Origin of the sequence: Mycobacterium sp. 852002-30065_SCH5024008 (assembly GCF_001665645.1) — a bacterium.
Classification (GTDB): Bacteria; Actinomycetota; Actinomycetes; order Mycobacteriales; family Mycobacteriaceae; genus Mycobacterium; species Mycobacterium paraffinicum.
In genome coordinates this window covers 24,787-43,245 of sequence record NZ_LZSZ01000022.1, presented here as the reverse complement: position 1 = coordinate 43,245, position 18,459 = coordinate 24,787, and the positions used below count along the sequence as shown (strand labels likewise).

Genomic DNA, 18,459 nt, shown 5'->3' with positions numbered 1-18,459 from the left:
TTTCAGGTGGCGAAATGCGCCTGGTTGACGTGGGCTGCCACCCGTAAGGCGTTGGCCGCGATTGTAAGACTCGGATTCAAGCCGGCGCTGGAAGGGAAGAACGAGCTGTCCACCACGTACAGGTTCTCCACCTCATGCGCCCTGTTGTGCGGGTCCAGCACGCTGGACGCGGGATCGGTACCGAAGCGACATGTGCCGCAGACGTGGGCCACGGCTTTGTTGTCCTCGGCGCCACGCAGAGTGATTTTGCGGAATGGCTCCAGCACTTCCTTCAACTGCCTCAAAAACACTGCGCGGCGCTCGATCTCGTTCGGGTGAAGATGATACTGAAGTCGCAAGCGCTGGCGACTGTCCGCATTTTGCTGATCGGATGGCAAGACGCGGTTGTCCAGATAGGGCAGGTCTTCCATGATCGCCGCAAGCACCAGTCCACCGTTGAAGAACCGCTCATAACCCCGACGCACAGCCGGGTTCATCAGGCGCAGTGCCCGCGCCCGCCACCCGGGAGCGCTGGTCATGATTTCAAGGGGTGGCATCGAGCCGAATGACTGTACGGTGCCGTACTTTTGACCCTCCCAAAAATAGAAATCGTTGAGCCCGATCTCTTTGTTCGCGCCCGTCATCCTGACGCCGGGCTGCGGCCAGATTTCGACCATGTCGACAAGATGACGCATCAAGTTACGGCCCACCCAGTCCGAGCCGTTGGCCAAGCCGCGCGGCCAATCAGCCGAACGGGAATTGAGCAACAGCACGGGCGTCACGAGCGCACCGGCAGCCAGCACCACCACCTTGGCCTTCAACGCCAGTGTCCCGGAGGGACTCTCGCAAATCACTTGATTGACCTTGCTGCGGTCCGCTTCGAGGCGCACGACCCGACATTCGGAAAGCAGGTGGGCGCCGTGATTGGCGACGGCCGGCAGCACGCAGTTGCGGGCGGCGTCATTTTTGCAGGACTTGCTGCAGAGGTAGCTTTGGCAGGTAGAGCATTCTTCGGTGTAATCACAGGCCATCGGCAAGTGGTAGGGATGCAGGCCGCGAGCTGCAAGGTAGTCAACCAACGGCTGATTTTCTGCCGAAAATGGCGGTGCGGCAGGCAGACCCGCCTCTGCGGCCTCGGGGCGCAGGGGGTCCGGCTGGCCCCGAACTCCCAGCAGCTTCTCGGCCGCGGCATACCAGGGTTGCAGCTCGTCGTAGGTGACCGGCCAGGCTTCCGGCACGGTGGAATCGCCCGGGTCGTGGAAGTGCTGGCGGGGGGTGAAATCCTGGGCGAAGAACCGCTCGCAGACCATGCCGTAGAGGGATGACGACCCGCCCGTCCCGCTGCCCAAGAAGGGCACAAATCGCCGTGGGGAGCGGCCGCTGATGTCTTCAATCTCGTCGGTTGAGCGGCCGGACCGGGCCAACGTGTCATAGAAGGTCTCAGCGGAACGGCACGCCAGCGGCTCGGCCACTTCGGGCATCGAAGCGCGAATCGTCCCTGGTACTCCCGGAAGAGTCGAACGTCCCTTCTCGACGAACAGCACCCTGCGCCCCGAGCGAGCCAGCGAGTAGCCGAGGGGGCCGCCGCCCATGCCAGTGCCGATGACGATGACGTCCCAGACGCCGCCTTCCGCCTCGCGCGCGGTCAGCTCCCCGTCAGCCAAATCCAGTTCCTCAGCGAATGATTGCTTGATCTTTGCCCCGTTTGGGCGACAGTATCATCTGCCAGGATGGGCAGCTGAAGTTTGCCGACCCGCAGATTGGTAACCACCGATGCATGGACCGAGCGGAGTGTTACGGTGATGGCCGCAACCCTGCTCGCGGATCTTTTGCAAACCTCCATGTGATGCCCGGGTAACTGCGCAACACTGAACGGGCAACAGGGATAGGTGGAGACGCATGAAGCTGAGTCAGGCATTCGATCCGCGACGAAACGCCCTGAATTTGTGGCGGTTGGTGATGGCGAGTGCGGTCGTCTTGCAACACTCCTGGCCTCTGACCGGCCACACATCGCCTGAGCTGGGAAGTCTTAGGGAATTACCGGTCGACGGGTTCTTTGTCCTATCGGGGTTCCTCATCACGGCGAGTTGGCACCGTAATCCGCGACCTCGCGAGTATTTCGTCGCACGCGCTCTACGCATCTTTCCGGGCTTGTGGGTCTGCCTGATCGTCGTCGCGTTCGTCATCGCCCCGATCGGCGTGGCAATCCAGGGCGGTTCGCCCAAGAATTTTTTGATGTCCGCTGCGCCAACCGAATACGTCCTGAACAATGCCGTGCTGAACGTGTACCACACCAGTATTGCAGGGACACCAGATGGCGTCCCGTGGCCGCACGTGTGGGATGGCACCCTCTGGACTCTGATATTTGAGCTGTTCTGCTACATCGGAGTCGCCGCTGCCGGCGTTGTCGGGCTGCTGCGTCGCCGGTGGGCCGTCCCGCTCGCCTTCGTACTGGCGGTCTGGTTGGCCGCGGTGGTGTCCTACCCGGTCTTCGGGATGCAAACCATCGCGCAGATGATTGGACGATTCGCCGTTGTCTTCCTAGCCGGAATGCTCATCCATCAGTTCCGCGATGTGTTGCCCGCTCGATGGTCGCTGGTACTGGTCTGCGCGGTTATCGCCATTGGTTCCGCCTTGCTCATGCCGAACTATCGGGTTGTCGGCGCCATTCCGTTGGCTTACGCGGTCATCGTTTCGGGCGCCCTGATCCACAACCCGCGCCTAAGATTGCGCACAGATCTCTCGTATGGCGTCTACATTTACGGATGGCCGATGCAGCAGTTGCTGGTCATTTGTGGGCTTAGCTTTTTGAATCCGTTTGTCTTCGCAGCCATTGCGGGCGGCGCCACTCTGCCCTTGGCCGCTCTTAGCTGGTTTGGGGTCGAGAAGCGCGCGATGGCGTTGAAGTCTCGATTGGCCCAGAAGAGGCTAAATCTGCCGGCGCCGGCCGTTACCGTCCAGCAAGAGGCGACCTCCGGGTAGGCGTTTGGGTTGCATTCCTGCCGGCCGTCTTCAGCCGGGCAATTGAATCGCTCGTGATTCCGGGTTAGCGCCGACTCCGATGACCTGTGGCCCAATGACTCAGACGGTCACCCACGGCTGGCTCCGCTGCCGACGACAACAACCAGGGGATCGAATGGACCGGATACCGCGCGTTCTCCGCGTGGGCTTGGCGGGGTATAAATCTCCCTGCGTCTAACCCGACACCTGTTGACGCGTTTGTTCGGGCTGACGACCGTTATTCGACGGATCTGAGACTGCAGCTGGGGCGGGTGGCTTGCTGACCCAATCGGCGGTCTCATCAACAAATGCGCTCTTCTTCTGCAAGATAATTTGGTACTGGGCGTGCAGTACTTTGTATTCGCCTGCATGGTATTTCAGGAATTGGTGGATCGCCCATGCGGTGTTGGCCCGCGCTCGCGGGTAAGCCGGCCACATAACGTCGTCGAAAATTATTACGCCGTCCTGCTTGAGCAAACGCCATGCATTGAGCCCGTCGACGATCGCGTCATCGGAGAAGTGAGATCCATCGACATAGATCAAGTCATACTCTTGCCGTTCGGCGATCAATTGTGGCAAAACAGTCAGCGACGATCCTTTGCGCTTCGTTACCCGCCCCGTACCAGAGGAAACGTTGCTGTCGAACCTGGCTTCCAGGTCCCGCAAGTCTGGGGTCGCGTTGTAATGCCATTCGTCACTGCCCGCCCAGGTATCAACCGCGGTCAGCTGGCCTTGCGTGAAGTAGGTCAGGAAGAACAGGCTTGAACGCCCTTCCCATGACCCGATCTCGAGAATGCGCACCGCGTCCGTACGATCGAAGACCTTCGGAAAGGTGACACACCAAGGCACAATGTTCATGTCGAACCAGCGCTCTTGAAATTGTCCCTTGGCTGCTTTCGCCTCAAATTCCGCGCTCACCTCAGCGACGTGCTTTGCCGTGCGCGACGGAACCCCCGACTTCACCAGCCGATAGCGCAAAGCGTCGGTAAGGTAATGCCGGACCACAGAAGGACGCATCGCTCCGAGCCACCAAAAAAATAGGATGGTAAGGGTTCGGGGCGTCCACCGAACTTTCGGTTTGGTCGTCAGGCTGGTCATGTTTTCCTTGGTCGTGGATCAATTGGTCGGTGCGGTCTTGTCTCGCAGCTCGAATTGTCGATTCGATCGTACCGTTTCGGCGAGATCGTTGATCGGCGTCGATGGATCCTAACAGGCAGCTACCCGGCAGCGCGGCGGTTTGGGCCCGCACCGCACCAGTTCAGGCGAGATGCCTCGAACGGGCATACGCCTCGACGACGTCTGCGGCGTTTGCGACGCTTTCGGAGGGTGTGGTCATCCGGGCGGCGAGCTCGCGGGCACGGGTCGCGTATTCCGAGGCGAGGATTCGGCGCAGGTCGGCAACCAAGGTGTTGCGCGTAGTACTCGAGAAACGCCGGGAGCTGCCCACTTTCAACCTTTTGACGCAGGCGCCCCACAACATCTGATTGACGTCCATCGACAGGATCAGGGTGGGGACTCCGGCGCGCAGGCTTGCGGCCGTGGTGCCCGAACCGCCGTGATGGACGACCGCCCGACAGGCCGGGAAGACGGCGGCGTAGTTCACGCCGCCGACCACCTTGACGTGGTCGCCGTGCGGGACGTCGCTGAAGTCACTCCAACCGGCGCAGATCAACGCACGCTCGCCCAACTGCGCGCAGGCGGAGCCGATCATGTCAATCGCATCGGCCGGCGATTCCACCGGCATGCTGCCGAACCCAAAGCAGATGGGGGGAGCGCCCGCGGCAATCCAGGACACGACTTCGTCGTCGGCGCCGGTGGTCAACTCCATCGTCAGCGCACCGACGAACGGACGTTGGCCGTCCCATTTGGCCCACTCCGCGGCCAGTCCGGGGAAGCACGCCTCGTCGTAGGCCTGAATTTCCAGCGCGCCGCTTTCGGCCATCCGTCGCGCCGCGGGGCCTTTCGCCTTCGGTAACCCCAGGTCGCGGCGCTGAGCTTGCTCGACTTTCCTATTCAAAAGCCAGCCCAGCCAGTCGAACGCCGTCATTGCCCAACGGGCCAGCGGCGACGGCAGGATCGGCAGCAGCTCGCCGTTGGCCCGGACGGGAACGTGATGCAGCGTGGCCATTGGAATGTTCAGGTATTCCGCGACGCTAACTGCGGCCTCCTGATAGCTGAGGCCGACGAACAGCAGGTCAGCTCCATCCGCAACCGATGTCAGCGTCTTGCTCATCTGGGTCCAGGACTCGTCGCTGAGCCTCCACATCTCGTGCCAGAGCTTTCGAAGGTGTCCGATTTTCCAGAAGGCTCCGAAGAAAGCTGTCCAGAAGTTGCGATAAACGTCCAACCACGTTCGCGTGTCCAGCCCGTAGGCGGTCGCCGAAACCCCGGCCGCCTCAACAAAACCGACCGAGTCCGGCGGCACAGCCATAAGGACATCGTGCCCTCTGCGCACCAATTCACGACCGACGACCAGGGAAGGCTCGATATCGCCACGAGTTCCGTAACTCGCCAGCACAAACCTCATCGTCTAGCCCCCAAGTCTCGAAGCTCTGCCCATGTTGGCGTTGCGCGCGCGTCCAGAAGAAACCTGTACTCCGATAGCACTTTCAGCATGGGCATACTTCGCCCCCACAGATGGCGAGCGCGGCGACTGCGCCTTAACGTCCACTACTTACGCCAGAAGACACCACATTGGTCGATCGTCACGATCTCCGAGGAGATCCCGTGCTGAGTACGGTAGTCCGCGACGGCCTGGCGACATCCGGCAAGGTTGTAGTCGTCGATGATGCAGAAACCGCCCGGCGACAACCGCGGGTAGAGCGCGTCGAGCGCTTGGATCGTTGATTCGTAGAGGTCGCCATCAAGCCTCAGCACTGCAATTTGGTCAATCGGCGCATCCTGCAGCGTGTCCTTGAACCAACCCGGAAGAAAGCGGACCTGATCGTCCAGCAGGTTGTAGCGTTCAAAATTCGCTTTCACTTCCTCCTGTGACACCGCCAGGACCGGCGCAGCGTGATGCAGCCCGAGTGCAAAGCGCGGCAGCTTATCCTGTTCGTAGTTCGCGGTATCCGGGGGCGGCACACCCTCGAACGAATCGGCGAGCCAGACGTGGCGCGTCTTGTCCCCGTAGGCGGCCAGGACGGCTCGCATCAGGATCGACGCTCCGCCTCGCCATACTCCACATTCGACCAGATCACCGGGAATGTCTTCATTCAGTACCGTCTCGACGCAATGCTGCAGACTGGTGAGCCGCCGCATTCCGATCATGGTCTCGGCGTCGGCCGGCCAATCCATGCCGAAGTCGCGTGCGTTCTGGTCGAACGGGCGTTTGCGCACCAGCATCAAGCTGCGGTTCTTGAGAAAGGGAAGCCACGTCAACCACCCCACGCTGGCGCGCATCCGCAGTGGCCACCCCACGGGCACGAGTTGGTCCATGCCATACCTGGTGAGGTCGCGCCGGATCTGATCGAGGTAGAGAGATCGGACGTCGCTATCGGTCACGGTCAAAACCGCCCCCTGTCTCGCATGCCAGTAAGTGCCCGGTGGTGAGCCTAGACGCCCATCGACGCCGTCAATGCGCGTTTTAAGTTTTCTGACCCGGGTCGCCAGGGTTCGCTTGGTCACACCGGTGGGTTCGCGCCATTGGCAGGCATTCCCATCCGTAGCCGTGTTCCGTCCGCGATAGCTCAACCACGAGTCAGGCGCGTGCATAGATTAGCTCACTCCTCGCGCCAGGCTGGTCACGGGAGCTCTCGGGTGCGCTGGTTTGCCGTCGGCTACGGCTTCGAATAGCCGTCTCCAGGCGAAGGCGCGGAACCGTGTCTGCAGGTGAGAGATAAGCCCCGCGAGGGGTGCCCTTAATGCGGCGACGAGGCGCCCGAAGTGGCACGATCGCCTGCCGCCGAAGGCACGTCGGATTGTTCGTCAATCCAGTCGAGCAGGGACCGGAGCCCGTCGTCAAGCGACCACTTCGGACGCCATTGGAGCTCGCTGCTCGCTGGCTCGATGTCGCAGCTGGCGGCGCGAATATCACCGTCGCGGAATTTGGGCACGACGACGGGTTCGGGGGCATCGAAGATTGCGGCGATCTTCCGGGCCAGCTGATGGATGGTTATGCCGTCGCCCGAGCCGATGTCCAGGCAACGTGATTCAGCTGGAGGTTGTTGCACGGCCGCGAACAGCGCGTCGACGACATCGTCGATATAGACGAGATCTCGCACGATCCGGCCGTCTTCGTATACCTCCGATGGGAGTTTCTCTCGCGACAACCGCGCGAAGAACGGAACTACCCCGGTGTACGGATTGGTCAGCGACTGGCCTGGTCCGTAGGCGTTCTGGAGCCGGAGCACGCTGAGCTTCGTGTCGTGCGCGGCCGCCCAAGCGGCCAACAGGTGCTCCTGGGCAAGCTTCGTGGCGCCGTAGATGTTGGTTGGCCGGGGTTCCGTTTCACCCGCGCGGTGGGGAAGCGGCACCGCGGGTTCGCCCGTAGGCCCCACGGGATCCCAAATCCCGGCCAGCAGCTGGGCGTGGCTCCGGGGCCGCGGGTAGAAGACGTGGGTGCCGGATTGCCAAGCGCCTTCGCCGTAGACGGCTCTCGACGATGCCAAGACGAGTTGGTCGGGCACCAGGTCCGCACGACTCAGGGCGTCGAGAAGCTGAGTGGTGCCGACAACGTTGACCGAGCCATGGCGGGTCGCCTGGGACAGCGACTGCGCCGTTCCCGTCTCAGCCGCCAGATGGACGACTTGCGAGGGGCGGAACAATCGCAGCACGGCATCCCAGTCGGGCGCGTGAGTGACGTCGCCCGTGAAAAATCGCACCGCCGACGCCAGCTTCAGGGTGGGACGCTCGCCGTGCACCTGGGGGAGCAGGACATCCATTACAGCGACGTCGTAACCGGCCTCGACGAGACGGCGTGAAAGCAGGGTGCCGATGAATCCTGCCCCACCGGTAATGAGCACAGACGCTGACAAGAGCCGACGCCTCCTATTCGAGTGCAGAGGAAATTGGGTGAGCGGACTGCTTGCCGAGACTGAAACCGGGTCGATCATATCGGTGAGGTCTGCAAGACCAGCCCAGTTAGCCTTCGAGCAGCTGTTCGGCCCGGGCCATCGCCATCACACCAGATGGACCTTCGGTGCGTAGAGGATCCACCGTCCACCGTTCTCCTGGAACCGGCGTTCCTTGGCCATGATCTCCTCGGCATGGTTCCAGGCGAACAGCAACGCGTAGTCAGGGTATGGATTGGAGAAGTACTCAGGCGGGCATACCGGAATCTTCGTGCCCGGTGTGAGACGGCCCTGCTTCTCGGGCGTCGAGTCGCACACCATAGGAAGCAAGTCGGGGCCAATACCGCAATAGTTCATCACGGTGGCGCTCCTCGACGTGGCCCCGTAGCCGACAACGCGTCGGCCGCCGGAACGCAAATCCTGCAGGAGGGTGACGAGATCCGTACGGATTTGCTCGACGGCGGCGGAGAACTCGAGGAAGCTCGCCTCCTCGGCAAGCCCCTTGGCTTCTTCGCGCGCCAAGAATTCCAGGACGGAGGCGGACGGCTTCGAATTGCCCGGGCGGGCCACCGTGTAGCGGATGGAACCCCCATGTAGTGGGAGGTGTTCGACATCTATCAGCTCGAAGCCGAAGCGAGCTGCCATCGCCCGCACCGAGCGAACCGAGAACAGGTAAATGTGCTCGTCATAGATTTGGTCGAAGTAGACGCACTCGACGATGTCGCCGAGATAGCGATCCTCGAATACGAACAATCCGTCCGGGGCTAGCAAGATGTCGACCCCGAGGAATATCTCGTCGAGGTAAGAGATGTGACTGATCGCGTTCGCCGAATAAATCAGTTGCGCCGATCCGTGCTCGTCGCGGATCTTGGTGGCCGTCGACGAGTCGAAGAAATCCTTCCATACATTGACGCCGTTGGTCTGTGCGACGTCGGCCGCCACGGCAGCCGGATCCACGCCTAAATGCCGAATCCCGGACTGGCTCAGCGTCTTCAGCATCACGCCATCGTTGCTGCCAATTTCAACCACGAAGCCGTCCCGACCGCCCGGACAGGTCTGAATGATCTGCCGGGCCACCTCCTCGCCGTGTTTGCGGATCAGTGAGGAACCGGATGCGCGGTATGGATACTCCGCATGAAACATTTGGTGTGGTGGAACCTCGTTAACCTGCTGCACCATTGTGCAGGAAGTACATAGTCCAACCGCAAGCCGAAAAAACGGCACCTCGTCCGCCATCTCGGGCCTCACAAAAGCATTCGAGACGGGCTGCAGACCAAGGTCAAGCACTTCACGAACAACACCATCGCAGATACGGCAACTTTGCTCAGTCAAGCCTGACCCCTATCGCGCATGTCAGTACCAGCAGTGACGACGTAGTCCCGAATCGACGTCGTCAGGACCGTCTGAGTTTGCCCAGCATATTCGCCACTGTACCGGTCACGACATCCATGTGCGATCTGGGTCACAAGGCCTCTCGGCACCCCGCGCGATCGCGGCAGTCGCCGGCTTACCTGGACCGGTCAGCATTGCGCACTGGCGTGGCGATCTTGTCCCATCCAGCGCGGCTAGTTCGGGAGGAGAAGGTAGAGATCACTCAATACGTTTCCGCTGCGCCGCATGTTCCAACAACTCTGCTGCATTGGCGACGCTTTCGCCGGGTCCGGTCATCCGCCGGGCGAGTTCCCGGGCTCGAACGGCGCATTCAGGGGAGAGCGTCCGACGCAGGTCCGCGACCAGCGAATCTTTGGTGGTGGCCGAGAAACGCCGGGCGGCACCGACGTTGAGTCGTTTGACCTGATTCCCCCAATAGGGTTGATCAGCCGAGCTCCAGAGGATCAAGGTAGGCACTCCGGCGCGAAGGCTCGCGGCCGTGGTGCCCGAGCCGCCGTGGTGGACCACCGCGCGGCACGCGGGAAAGACCGAAGCGTAATTCACGACGCCTACCACTTTGACGTGGTCGTAATGCGGCACGTCGCTGACGTCGTTCCCGCCGAAGCAAATCAGCGCCCGCTCACCTAGCTCTGCACATGCCGCGCTGATCATCGAGACCGTGTCGGCCGGTGACTCCACCGGTATGCTGCCGAATCCGAAGCAGACCGGCGAAGTCCCTTCGGCAATCCACGACGCGATTTCCTCATCGGCCTCGGTCGTCAACTCCATCGCCAGCGCACCAACGAAGGGGCGCCGGCTACCCCATTTCGCCCATTCGGCTGCCAATCCGGGGAAGCACACTTGGTCGTAGGCCTGAATCTCGAGCGATCCACGCTCGGCGACCCGTCGCGACGAGCGATGTTTTGCCTCTGGCAGGCCGAGCTTTCGGCGCTGCGCATTCTCGACATTTTTTGTCGAGCGCCAGAACAGCCACTCGGTCGCCGTCATCGTGGATCGAACCGCCGCCGGCGGCGCGCTCGGAACCAGCTGACCGTTGGCCCGCATCGGAAAGTGATGCAGCGTGGCGAGCGGGATGTCGTAATATTCGGCGACGTTGGCGGCGGGCTGTTCGAAATTGATGCCGGTGGACAGTAGGTCAGCCCCGTCGGCCAGTGACATCAGAGTCGCACTGACGTCGCCCCAGTACTGGATGATCGGTTCCCAGACCCTACGCACCACACGCAGCGGTCCGCGGATCGTCCAGGCGCTTCGGAAGAAGTCCCGCCACATGTTGCGCAAGAACTCTTCGTCCAAAAAGTCTTGCAGTTTTGGCCCGTAGGAGACGGCCGCCAGCCCGGCCGACTCGACGAAGCCGACAAGGTCGGGTGGGACGGCCATCCGGACTTCGTGTCCCCTGCGGAGCAGCTCGCGGCCGACGGCCGCTGACGGCTCGACGTCACCGCGAGTTCCGTAGCATGCCAGGGCAAATTTCATGATGAATCCTCAGCGTATCGGCCACGAGCCCTACGACGCGCCGCTGCACAGGGATCGCCCTATCGGGCCGGCCTCGGGATCTCGGCCGTTGGGGCGTCGTCTTCGTGCATGTTGCGCGACAGCAACACCCGCACCACAGGTCGGGGCGCCTCCGATCGCAGCATCTGGCTGGCCGGGCGGGGACGAACCACCTGCGGCCACCAGAACCAACGCCCGAGCAGCGCCGCAATCGACGGCGTCATAAATGACCGCACGATCAAGGTGTCGAACATCAGGCCCAGGCCGATGGTGGTACCGACCTGTCCGATGATGCGCAAGTCGCTGGCCGCCATCGCGGCCATGGTGAAAGCGAACACCAGGCCCGCGTTGGTCACGACTTTACCGGTACCACCCATCGCCCGAATGATGCCCGTTTTGATACCCGCCCCTATTTCCTCTTTCATTCGGGAAACCAGCAGCAGGTTGTAGTCAGACCCGACCGCCAGAAGGATGATCACGGCCATCGGAAGCACCATCCAGTGCAATTTGAAGCCCAAAAGGTACTGCCAGATCAACACCGACATTCCGAACGAGGCGCCCAGCGACACCGCCACAGTGCCCACAATGACGAGTGCCGCCACGAAACTGCGCGTGATGACGAGCATGATGATGAAAATGAGGCAGAGCGCGCCGACTCCCGCAATGAAGAGGTCGTATTCGGAACCTGTCTTGAAGTCCCTGAAGGTCGACGCCGTGCCGGCGATGTAGATTTTGGAGTTTTCCAGCGGCGTCGACTTGAGTGCTTCTTCTGCCGCCGTCCTTATCTGGTCGATCCGCGAGACCCCCTCGGGCGTCGCGGGATCGCCTCTGTGCGAAATGATGAAGCGAGCCGCCTTCCCGTCTGGGGACAGGAAGTTGTTCATCGCGCGTTTGAAGTCCGCGTTCTCGAAGATGTCCGGGGGAAGATAGAAGGAGTCGTCGTTCTTTGAGGCATCGAACGCCTCTCCCATGGCGACCGCGTCTTTGTCGTTGCCGGTCATCTGTCCGAGGGTGCCGGCCATGGTGCTGTGCATCGTCAAGATCATCGATCGCATGTCCTCTGCTATCGCGATCATCGTCGGGTATTGCTCAAGCAACTGGGGCATGAGCACGTCCATCTTTTCGAGATCTGGAATGAGGTCTTGCTGCATTTTATCGGCCAGAATGTCGACGCCGTCGAACGTCTCGAATATGTTCCTCAGCGACCAGCAAATCGGGATGTCGTAGCAGTGCCTTTCCCAGTAGAAATAGCTTCGAAGCGGGCGGTAGAAGTCTTCGAAGTCCGACAAATGCTGCCGAATTTCAGAGATGACGACCGTCATTTCCTTCGTCTTCGTAATAGTGTCATGGGTGATCTCAGTCATGCGCTTCTGCAACTCGTATAGGCGCTTCATTGTCGCGATTTGCGTAGCGATCAAGTCGGCCTGCTTGAGCATGTCATCTGTTCGCGCCTGCATATATTTCATATCTTGCGACATGGTCGCTTGCTGCATGCTGAGCAGGAACGGTATCGACGTGTGTTGAATCGGCGTTCCCTCCGGCCGGGTTATGCCCTGAACCCGGGAAATGCCTTTCACCTGGAAGATCCCTTTGGCCAGTCTGTGCAGCACGAGAAAGTCAGCGGGATTCCGCATATCGTGGTCTGATTCGATCATCAGGATTTCCGGCATCATCCGGGATTGGCTGAAATGACGATCGGCGGCCGCATAGCCCACATTGGCTGGAACGTTTTTGGGGATGTAGGCGCGGTCGTTGTAGCTCGTTTGATAGCCGGGCAATGTCACGAGACCGACGAGAGCGATGGCGATCGTCGCGGCGAGGATGGGCGCGGGCCAGCGGACGATCGCCGTGCCGACCCGGCGCCAGCGCTGGAAGCCGATCGTGCGCCTGGGATCCAATAGCCCGAAGCCACTCCCGACGGTAATGACCGCCGGGACCAGGGTCAAGGCGATTGCGACCGAAGCGAGCAGGCCCACGGCGCACGGCACGCCGATGGTCTGGAAAATGGGCATTCGGGTGAAACTCAGGCACAGCATCGCTCCGGCGATCGTCAAGCCGGAGCCCAGGACGACGGGAGCCACCCCGCGGTAGGTGGTGTAGTAGGCGGTTCCGCGGTCCTCACCGGCTTGACGGGCCTCTTGGTACCGGCCGAAGAAGAAGATTCCGTAGTCGGTTCCGGCGGCCATTGCGAGCGCCACCAGCAGATTGATGGCGAACGTGGAGAGTTGTACGAGACTGTGGTCGCCGAGGAACGCGATGATCCCGCGTGCCGCGAATACTTCGATGCCGACCGTGAGCAACAGCAAAATTACGGTGATTATCGACCGGTAGACGAATAGCAGGACCGTGAAGATGATCACGGCGCCTATCAGCGTCATCTTCAGGATGGATGAATCGCCGGCGTGCTGCATATCGGCAATAAGCGCTGCCGGACCGGTGACATAGGCGGTGAGGCCGGGGGGCGGCGGGGTCTGGGCGATGATGTGCCGGACCGCGGCAATGGAGTCCTGGCCCAGGGTTGTGCCCTGATTGCCGGCCAGGTTCAGCTGGACGTAGACGGCTTTGCTGTCCGGGCTTTGCGCGCCGGCCGCCGTTAGCCGATCAGACCAAAGGTCCTGCACGTGCTCGATATGCTTCTTGTCGGCCTTCAACTTGCTAACGAGTTGGTCGTAGTAGGTGTGAGCGTCGTCGCCGAGTGGCTGTTGGCTCTCCAGCACGAGCATCGCGAAGCTGTCCGAGTCGGATTCCTTGAAATCCCTTCCCATGCGCTGCATGGCCTGCACCGCCGGCGCGTCCTGGGGAGCCATCGGTGTGGAATGCTCTCGGCCGACCGTCTCCAGCCACGGCACGCCGAAACTCACCAGGAGCGTCAGCGCCACCCACGCCAGGATGACAAGCATCGCGAGCTTGCGGACGGACCGCGCGAAGAAGGGAGGCCGCCGTTGTCCGACGCTCATGCGGCCTGCCCCTGTGCCACGATGCTCCCCACGCTTGTCGTCCCCATGCCGAAGTGGATTCCCGCCACTTATCGCGGCTGATTCAACAACAACGAACGCACCAGCGGCCGGGGCCCTGTCGGTCGCAGCATCGTGCTGGCGGGGCGGGGACGCACGGTCTGCGGCCACCAGAACCAGCGCCCCAGCAGGGCGGCGACAGACGGCGTCATAAACGCGCGCACGATCAACGTGTCGAACAGCAAGCCGATGCCGATCGTGGTGCCAACCTGGCCGATGCTGCGCAGGTCGCTGACGACCATGGACGCCATGGTGAACGCAAACACCAGGCCGGCATTCGTCACCACTTTGCCGGTGCCCGCCATTGCGCGGATGATGCCGGTGTTGAGACCCGCGGCAATTTCCTCCTTCATCCGGGAGACCAGCAGCAGGTTGTAGTCAGAACCCACCGCCAGCAGGACGATTACCGAGGTCGAAAGCACAGTCCAGTGCAGTTGGATGCCGAGCATGTATTGCCAAATCAGCACGGATAGTCCGAAGGACGCGCCCAACGAAAGCAATACCGTACCGACGATCACCATTGCGGCGATGAAACTCCGCGTCATGATCAGCATGATGATGAAAATGAGGCAGAGGGCGGATACGCCGGCGATCAAGAGGTCGAATTTCGACCCGTCCACCAAATCCTTGGTGATAGCCGCGGTACCTGTCAGGTAGATCTTCGAATTTTCCAGCGGAGTGCCCTTGAGTGACTCCTCGGCCGCCGTCTTGATCGCTTCGACCCGGGAGAGGCCTTCGGGCGTCGCCGGATCGCCCCGTTGCGAAATGAGGAGCCGGACGTCCTTACCGTCCGGAGACATGAACACCTTCTCGACTCGCTTGAAGGACTCCGAGCCGTTGATGATGCCTGGCGGTAGGTAAAAGGAGTCGTCGTTCTTGGACGCGTCGAAAGCCTGTCCCATCGCGCTGGGATCCTTGGCGTTTGAATCCATCTGGCCCATGACGCCGGACATGGTGCTGTGCATCGTCAGCATCATGCTGCGCATGCTCTTCATGGTTTCGATCATTGGCGGGATCTGCATGACCAGCTGGGGCAGGATCATGTCCAGCTCATCGAGGTTTTGTACGAGCTCTTTAAGCTTGTCGTTGATCTCGTCAACACCGTCGAGACTATCGAAGACAGATCTCAGCGAGAAGCAGACGGGAATGTCGTAGCAATGCCTTTCCCAGTAGAAGTAACTGCGGAGCGGCCTGAAAAAGTCCTCGAAATCCGAAAGATGATCACGCAGCTCCGAGGTAATGTCCTGCATTTCGTGCGTCGTCCCGACCATGTGATGCGTGGTGGCGACGAGCTGTTGCATCAGATCCACCATGTGTTCCATGATGGCGATCATTTTGCCCATCTCTTCGGCCTGCACGAGCATGTCGTTCATGCGATCTTTTTGGAACGCCATATTCTGCATTTGACTCGCCTGCCCCATGCTCACGATCCACGGGATAGTGGTGTGCTGAAGCGGGACTCCCTCGGGTCGCGTCACCGTCTGTACCGTCGAGATACCCGGAACCGCGAGCACGCCCTTGGCCAGTTTATTGATCACCAGCATGTCCGTCGGGTTACGCAGGTCGTGGTCGGTCTCGACCAACAAAATCTCAGGCATCATCATTCGCGACCCGGGGAAATGTCGCTCCGCTGCGGCATACCCGACGTTGGCGGGAATGCTCGCTGGAATGAACTTTTGGTCGTCGTAGCTCGGCCGGTAATTCGGCAACGTCAAAAGTCCAATCAGAGCGACCGCGAGCGTTGCGATGAGAATGGGGGCCGGCCACCGCACGATGGCCGTGCCGATCCGGCGCCAGCGGTGAACCGTGATCGCCCGCTTGGGGTCGAACAGCCCGAAACGGGCGCCGGCCGCGAGAAGTGCGGGCCCTAGTGTGAGCGCCACCAGGACCGCGATGGAAATGCCCACCGCACAGGGAATGCCGAGCGGCTGGAAATACGGCAGACGGGTGAAGCTGAGGCAGAGCACCGCACCGGCGATTGTCAAACCGGAAGCCAACACGACTTTGGCGACGCTGTTGAAAGTGGTGTAGAAAGCAGCCTCTTTACTCTCGCCGGCGTAGCGCGCCTCTTGATATCGACCGACGAAGAAGATTCCGTAGTCGGTTCCCGTCGCGATCACCGCGGCTACCAAGAGGTTGACGGCAAAGGTCGTCAGGCCGACGACCCCCAGATGGCCGAGGAGCGCGACCATTCCCCGCGCCACCTGCAATTCCAGCCCGACAATCAACAGCAAAAGAATCACCGTGACGATGGAACGGTAGACGAGGAGCAGCGTGACGAAGATGACGGCAAGGGCCACCGCCGTCACCAACAGGACGGTCTTCTGGCCGGCGACGTTCATATCCGCGACGATTGGCGCGGGTCCCGTGACGTAGACCTTGAGACCGGCGGGCGGGTTCGCGGCCTGCACGATTTTCCGGACCGCGGCAACTGATTCGTCGCCCGAGCTGCCGCCCGCGCTGCCGTTCAGGTTGATCTGCACGTAGGCGGCCTTGCCGTCCTGGCTCTGCGCGGCCCCCCGGGTGAGGGGATCGCCCCAGAAATTCTGGACGTGCTGCACATGTTTGTGATCGTTCTGCAGGTCACGAACCAAACGGTCGTAATAAGCGTGCGTATCGTCGTTCAGGGGCTGCTGGCTCTCCAGCAAAATCATTGCCAAGGCGCCGGTATTGGTTTCCTTGAAGTCCGTGCCAAGACGCTCCATCGCTTTGAACGACGGCGCACCAATCGGACTCAGCGAAACTGCATGCTCCGCCTCGACCTGCTCGAGTGACGGGACGCCGATCGTCATCACGACCGCAATGCCGAGCCAGCCCAAGATAATGGGCACGGACAACCGATGGATCATCCGTGCGAAGAATGGCTGCCTGGCGCGCTCTTCAACCACTGGTTGGGTGCTCATGTGGCCGTCAGGACACAGTAGGTGAACGCGTTCAACTCGTGTGAGATCCTCTCGGCTTTGACCACACCGTCGACCACTATACGGCAGCCGAGCGTATCGCTATTCCCTTGTGCCACAACATTTGCCACGATGGACGGCAGGGTGGTCGCGATGTCGTACGTCCACGGCAGTGGAATGCCGTTGATGTGCTGCGGCTCGCCGTTGACGTCGAAATAGCTGATGTCGGCCATCGTCCCCGGCGGCCCGAAGATCTGGTACTGCACACGCTTGGGGTTGAAAGGCTTGGTGTCTTGTTGTCTGGTGTCCGCATAAGACGGCCGCTTCTCGGAACCGAATATCCCGTGCAACCGCGTCACCGTTATCCCGCCGGCGACAACGACCGCCAAAATGACCAGCGGGATCCACACGTGCTTCAGCGCTCTGAAAATCCCGATTCCCTGACTTCGGCGGTATTCCCGCGGCGCGCGCTGTCCCCCCGGCTCGGCCGAAGCTCGGCGAGCAAATGGCAAAAAACGGCGTCGTCGACTTGGCGGCTGGCTAATGTCGCTGCCTTTCGTGCTGGCGAAACCGGGCCGGGCCCGCAGGTCGGGTTCGGTCACCGCACCCCCTTCTACCCGTTTACACGTCTCTTGTTATTCCGCCGGCCCGATCAAGCTGTTACATCGTGGGCCGCGCCAGGTGAGGGCACTCCAATGCGGTGTACGTCGCAGACTAGTCGTGCTTCGGCACCCCATACGAGCCCCGCCCCCCGGGAGCGCGACCAGGTCTTCATGAGTAAACCACGCCAATGGTGTCCGTATCAGCCGCTTCGGCATTGAGATACGGGATCGTAATGCAAACCGCATGCGTAACGGCATTTTCTAGCCCGCCAGCCCGGATGGTTCGCCCGGTTGGCACCGAGTGCCCCACTCGGGCCGGAACGGCGACCGCCCACCCCGCGGTCCGCCCTGCGGCCGAGGCCGCCGAGGGATCAGCGGCCGTAGTCAGCTAACGACGATCACCGGCCGGAGTCAATGGGTTCGGGGGCGGCACTTCCGTCGCGCGCCGGTCGACCCAGCACTGGGCTGGGCGGGCGTCCCAGAGCGGCCACTCGTTACGCCGTTTGCTGCGCTGGAATCGCCGCCGCCGCGGGTTCGCGTCTCGGTGATTTTCGCGCCGGCTCCAGGGCCGGTACCCTGGGCGGCGACAACCACCCAAAATTTCATCGTCCTAGCAGGCCGACCACGCCCGATCGCGAACCGCCCCGGTGAGCAATTGTTGCAGGTCACAGCAGCCAACGGCGGCAGCTGCGCAGCCCGCACCCGCCCAATTCTTAAGCTGCATTAAGAGCCTGACAGGTCACACCGGGAACTTTGTCCAAACCTCGGACGCACGATGGTGCCTCCAGTAGGGTTTGGAACCGTTCCACTCATGTCAACTAGACATCCTGGAGAACCGTGAGCATCAACCCATTCGACGACGACAACGGCAGTTTTTTCGTCTTGGTAAACGACGAAGAGCAGCACAGCCTGTGGCCGGCCTTCGCCGATGTTCCAGCTGGCTGGCGAGTGGTGTACGGCGAGGCGGACCGCGCTGCGTGCTTGGAGTACATCGAACAGAATTGGCCCGACATTCGGCCAAAGAGTCTGCGCGACAAGCTCGCAACGGGTCGGGGTTTTGACCAGTAAC

The 18,459-nt window shown here is 61.4% G+C and carries 12 protein-coding genes; 2 read left to right on the top strand and 10 right to left on the bottom strand.

Features of this window, described 5'->3' with window-relative positions:
• Positions 1–2: 2 nt before the first annotated feature.
• Positions 3–1,643 carry a GMC oxidoreductase gene (locus A5781_RS02410; RefSeq protein ID WP_067200620.1) on the bottom strand — a complete coding sequence of 547 codons (1,641 nt, stop codon included), beginning with the start codon at positions 1,641–1,643 and terminating at the stop codon, positions 3–5.
• Between the two features lie 235 nt (positions 1,644–1,878).
• On the opposite strand from A5781_RS02410, the gene A5781_RS02405 reads away from it, so the two are divergent.
• Positions 1,879–2,961, top strand: coding sequence for an acyltransferase (locus A5781_RS02405; RefSeq protein ID WP_067200617.1), 1,083 nt, complete (start codon positions 1,879–1,881; stop codon positions 2,959–2,961).
• Positions 2,962–3,174: 213 nt separating this feature from the next.
• Here A5781_RS02405 and A5781_RS02400 read toward each other — a convergent pair whose 3' ends face one another.
• From A5781_RS02400 to A5781_RS02360, 9 genes are all read right to left on the bottom strand, one after another.
• Entirely contained in the window at positions 3,175–4,077 is a 903-nt protein-coding gene (locus A5781_RS02400) for a class I SAM-dependent methyltransferase (RefSeq protein WP_082939187.1), read from the bottom strand.
• A 160-nt stretch (positions 4,078–4,237) separates the two neighbouring features.
• Positions 4,238–5,506: a glycosyltransferase gene (locus A5781_RS02395; protein WP_067200610.1), complete on the bottom strand. Its 1,269-nt coding sequence runs from the start codon at positions 5,504–5,506 to the stop codon at positions 4,238–4,240.
• 143 nt (positions 5,507–5,649) lie between these two features.
• Positions 5,650–6,483: a TylF/MycF/NovP-related O-methyltransferase gene (locus A5781_RS02390; protein WP_197503657.1), complete on the bottom strand. Its 834-nt coding sequence runs from the start codon at positions 6,481–6,483 to the stop codon at positions 5,650–5,652.
• A gap of 356 nt (positions 6,484–6,839) precedes the next feature.
• Entirely contained in the window at positions 6,840–7,943 is a 1,104-nt protein-coding gene (locus tag A5781_RS02385; RefSeq protein WP_067200603.1) for an NAD(P)-dependent oxidoreductase, read from the bottom strand.
• Between the two features lie 156 nt (positions 7,944–8,099).
• A complete protein-coding gene (locus A5781_RS02380) occupies positions 8,100–9,323 on the bottom strand; it encodes a class I SAM-dependent methyltransferase (protein WP_067200599.1) in 1,224 nt (407 codons plus the stop codon).
• Between the two features lie 258 nt (positions 9,324–9,581).
• Positions 9,582–10,856: a glycosyltransferase gene (locus A5781_RS02375; protein WP_067200596.1), complete on the bottom strand. Its 1,275-nt coding sequence runs from the start codon at positions 10,854–10,856 to the stop codon at positions 9,582–9,584.
• A 59-nt stretch (positions 10,857–10,915) separates the two neighbouring features.
• Positions 10,916–13,831 carry an RND family transporter gene (locus A5781_RS02370; protein ID WP_067200592.1) on the bottom strand — a complete coding sequence of 972 codons (2,916 nt, stop codon included), beginning with the start codon at positions 13,829–13,831 and terminating at the stop codon, positions 10,916–10,918.
• Positions 13,832–13,899: 68 nt separating this feature from the next.
• Entirely contained in the window at positions 13,900–16,791 is a 2,892-nt protein-coding gene (locus A5781_RS02365; RefSeq protein ID WP_067200589.1) for an RND family transporter, read from the bottom strand.
• Positions 16,788–17,207, bottom strand: coding sequence for an MmpS family protein (locus A5781_RS02360; protein WP_067200685.1), 420 nt, complete (start codon positions 17,205–17,207; stop codon positions 16,788–16,790). Before A5781_RS02360 ends, A5781_RS02365 begins: the two co-directional genes overlap by 4 nt.
• A 1,020-nt stretch (positions 17,208–18,227) precedes the next feature.
• On the opposite strand from A5781_RS02360, the gene A5781_RS02355 reads away from it, so the two are divergent.
• Positions 18,228–18,458: an MbtH family protein gene (locus A5781_RS02355; protein WP_066950804.1), complete on the top strand. Its 231-nt coding sequence runs from the start codon at positions 18,228–18,230 to the stop codon at positions 18,456–18,458.
• Position 18,459 lies beyond the last annotated feature (1 nt).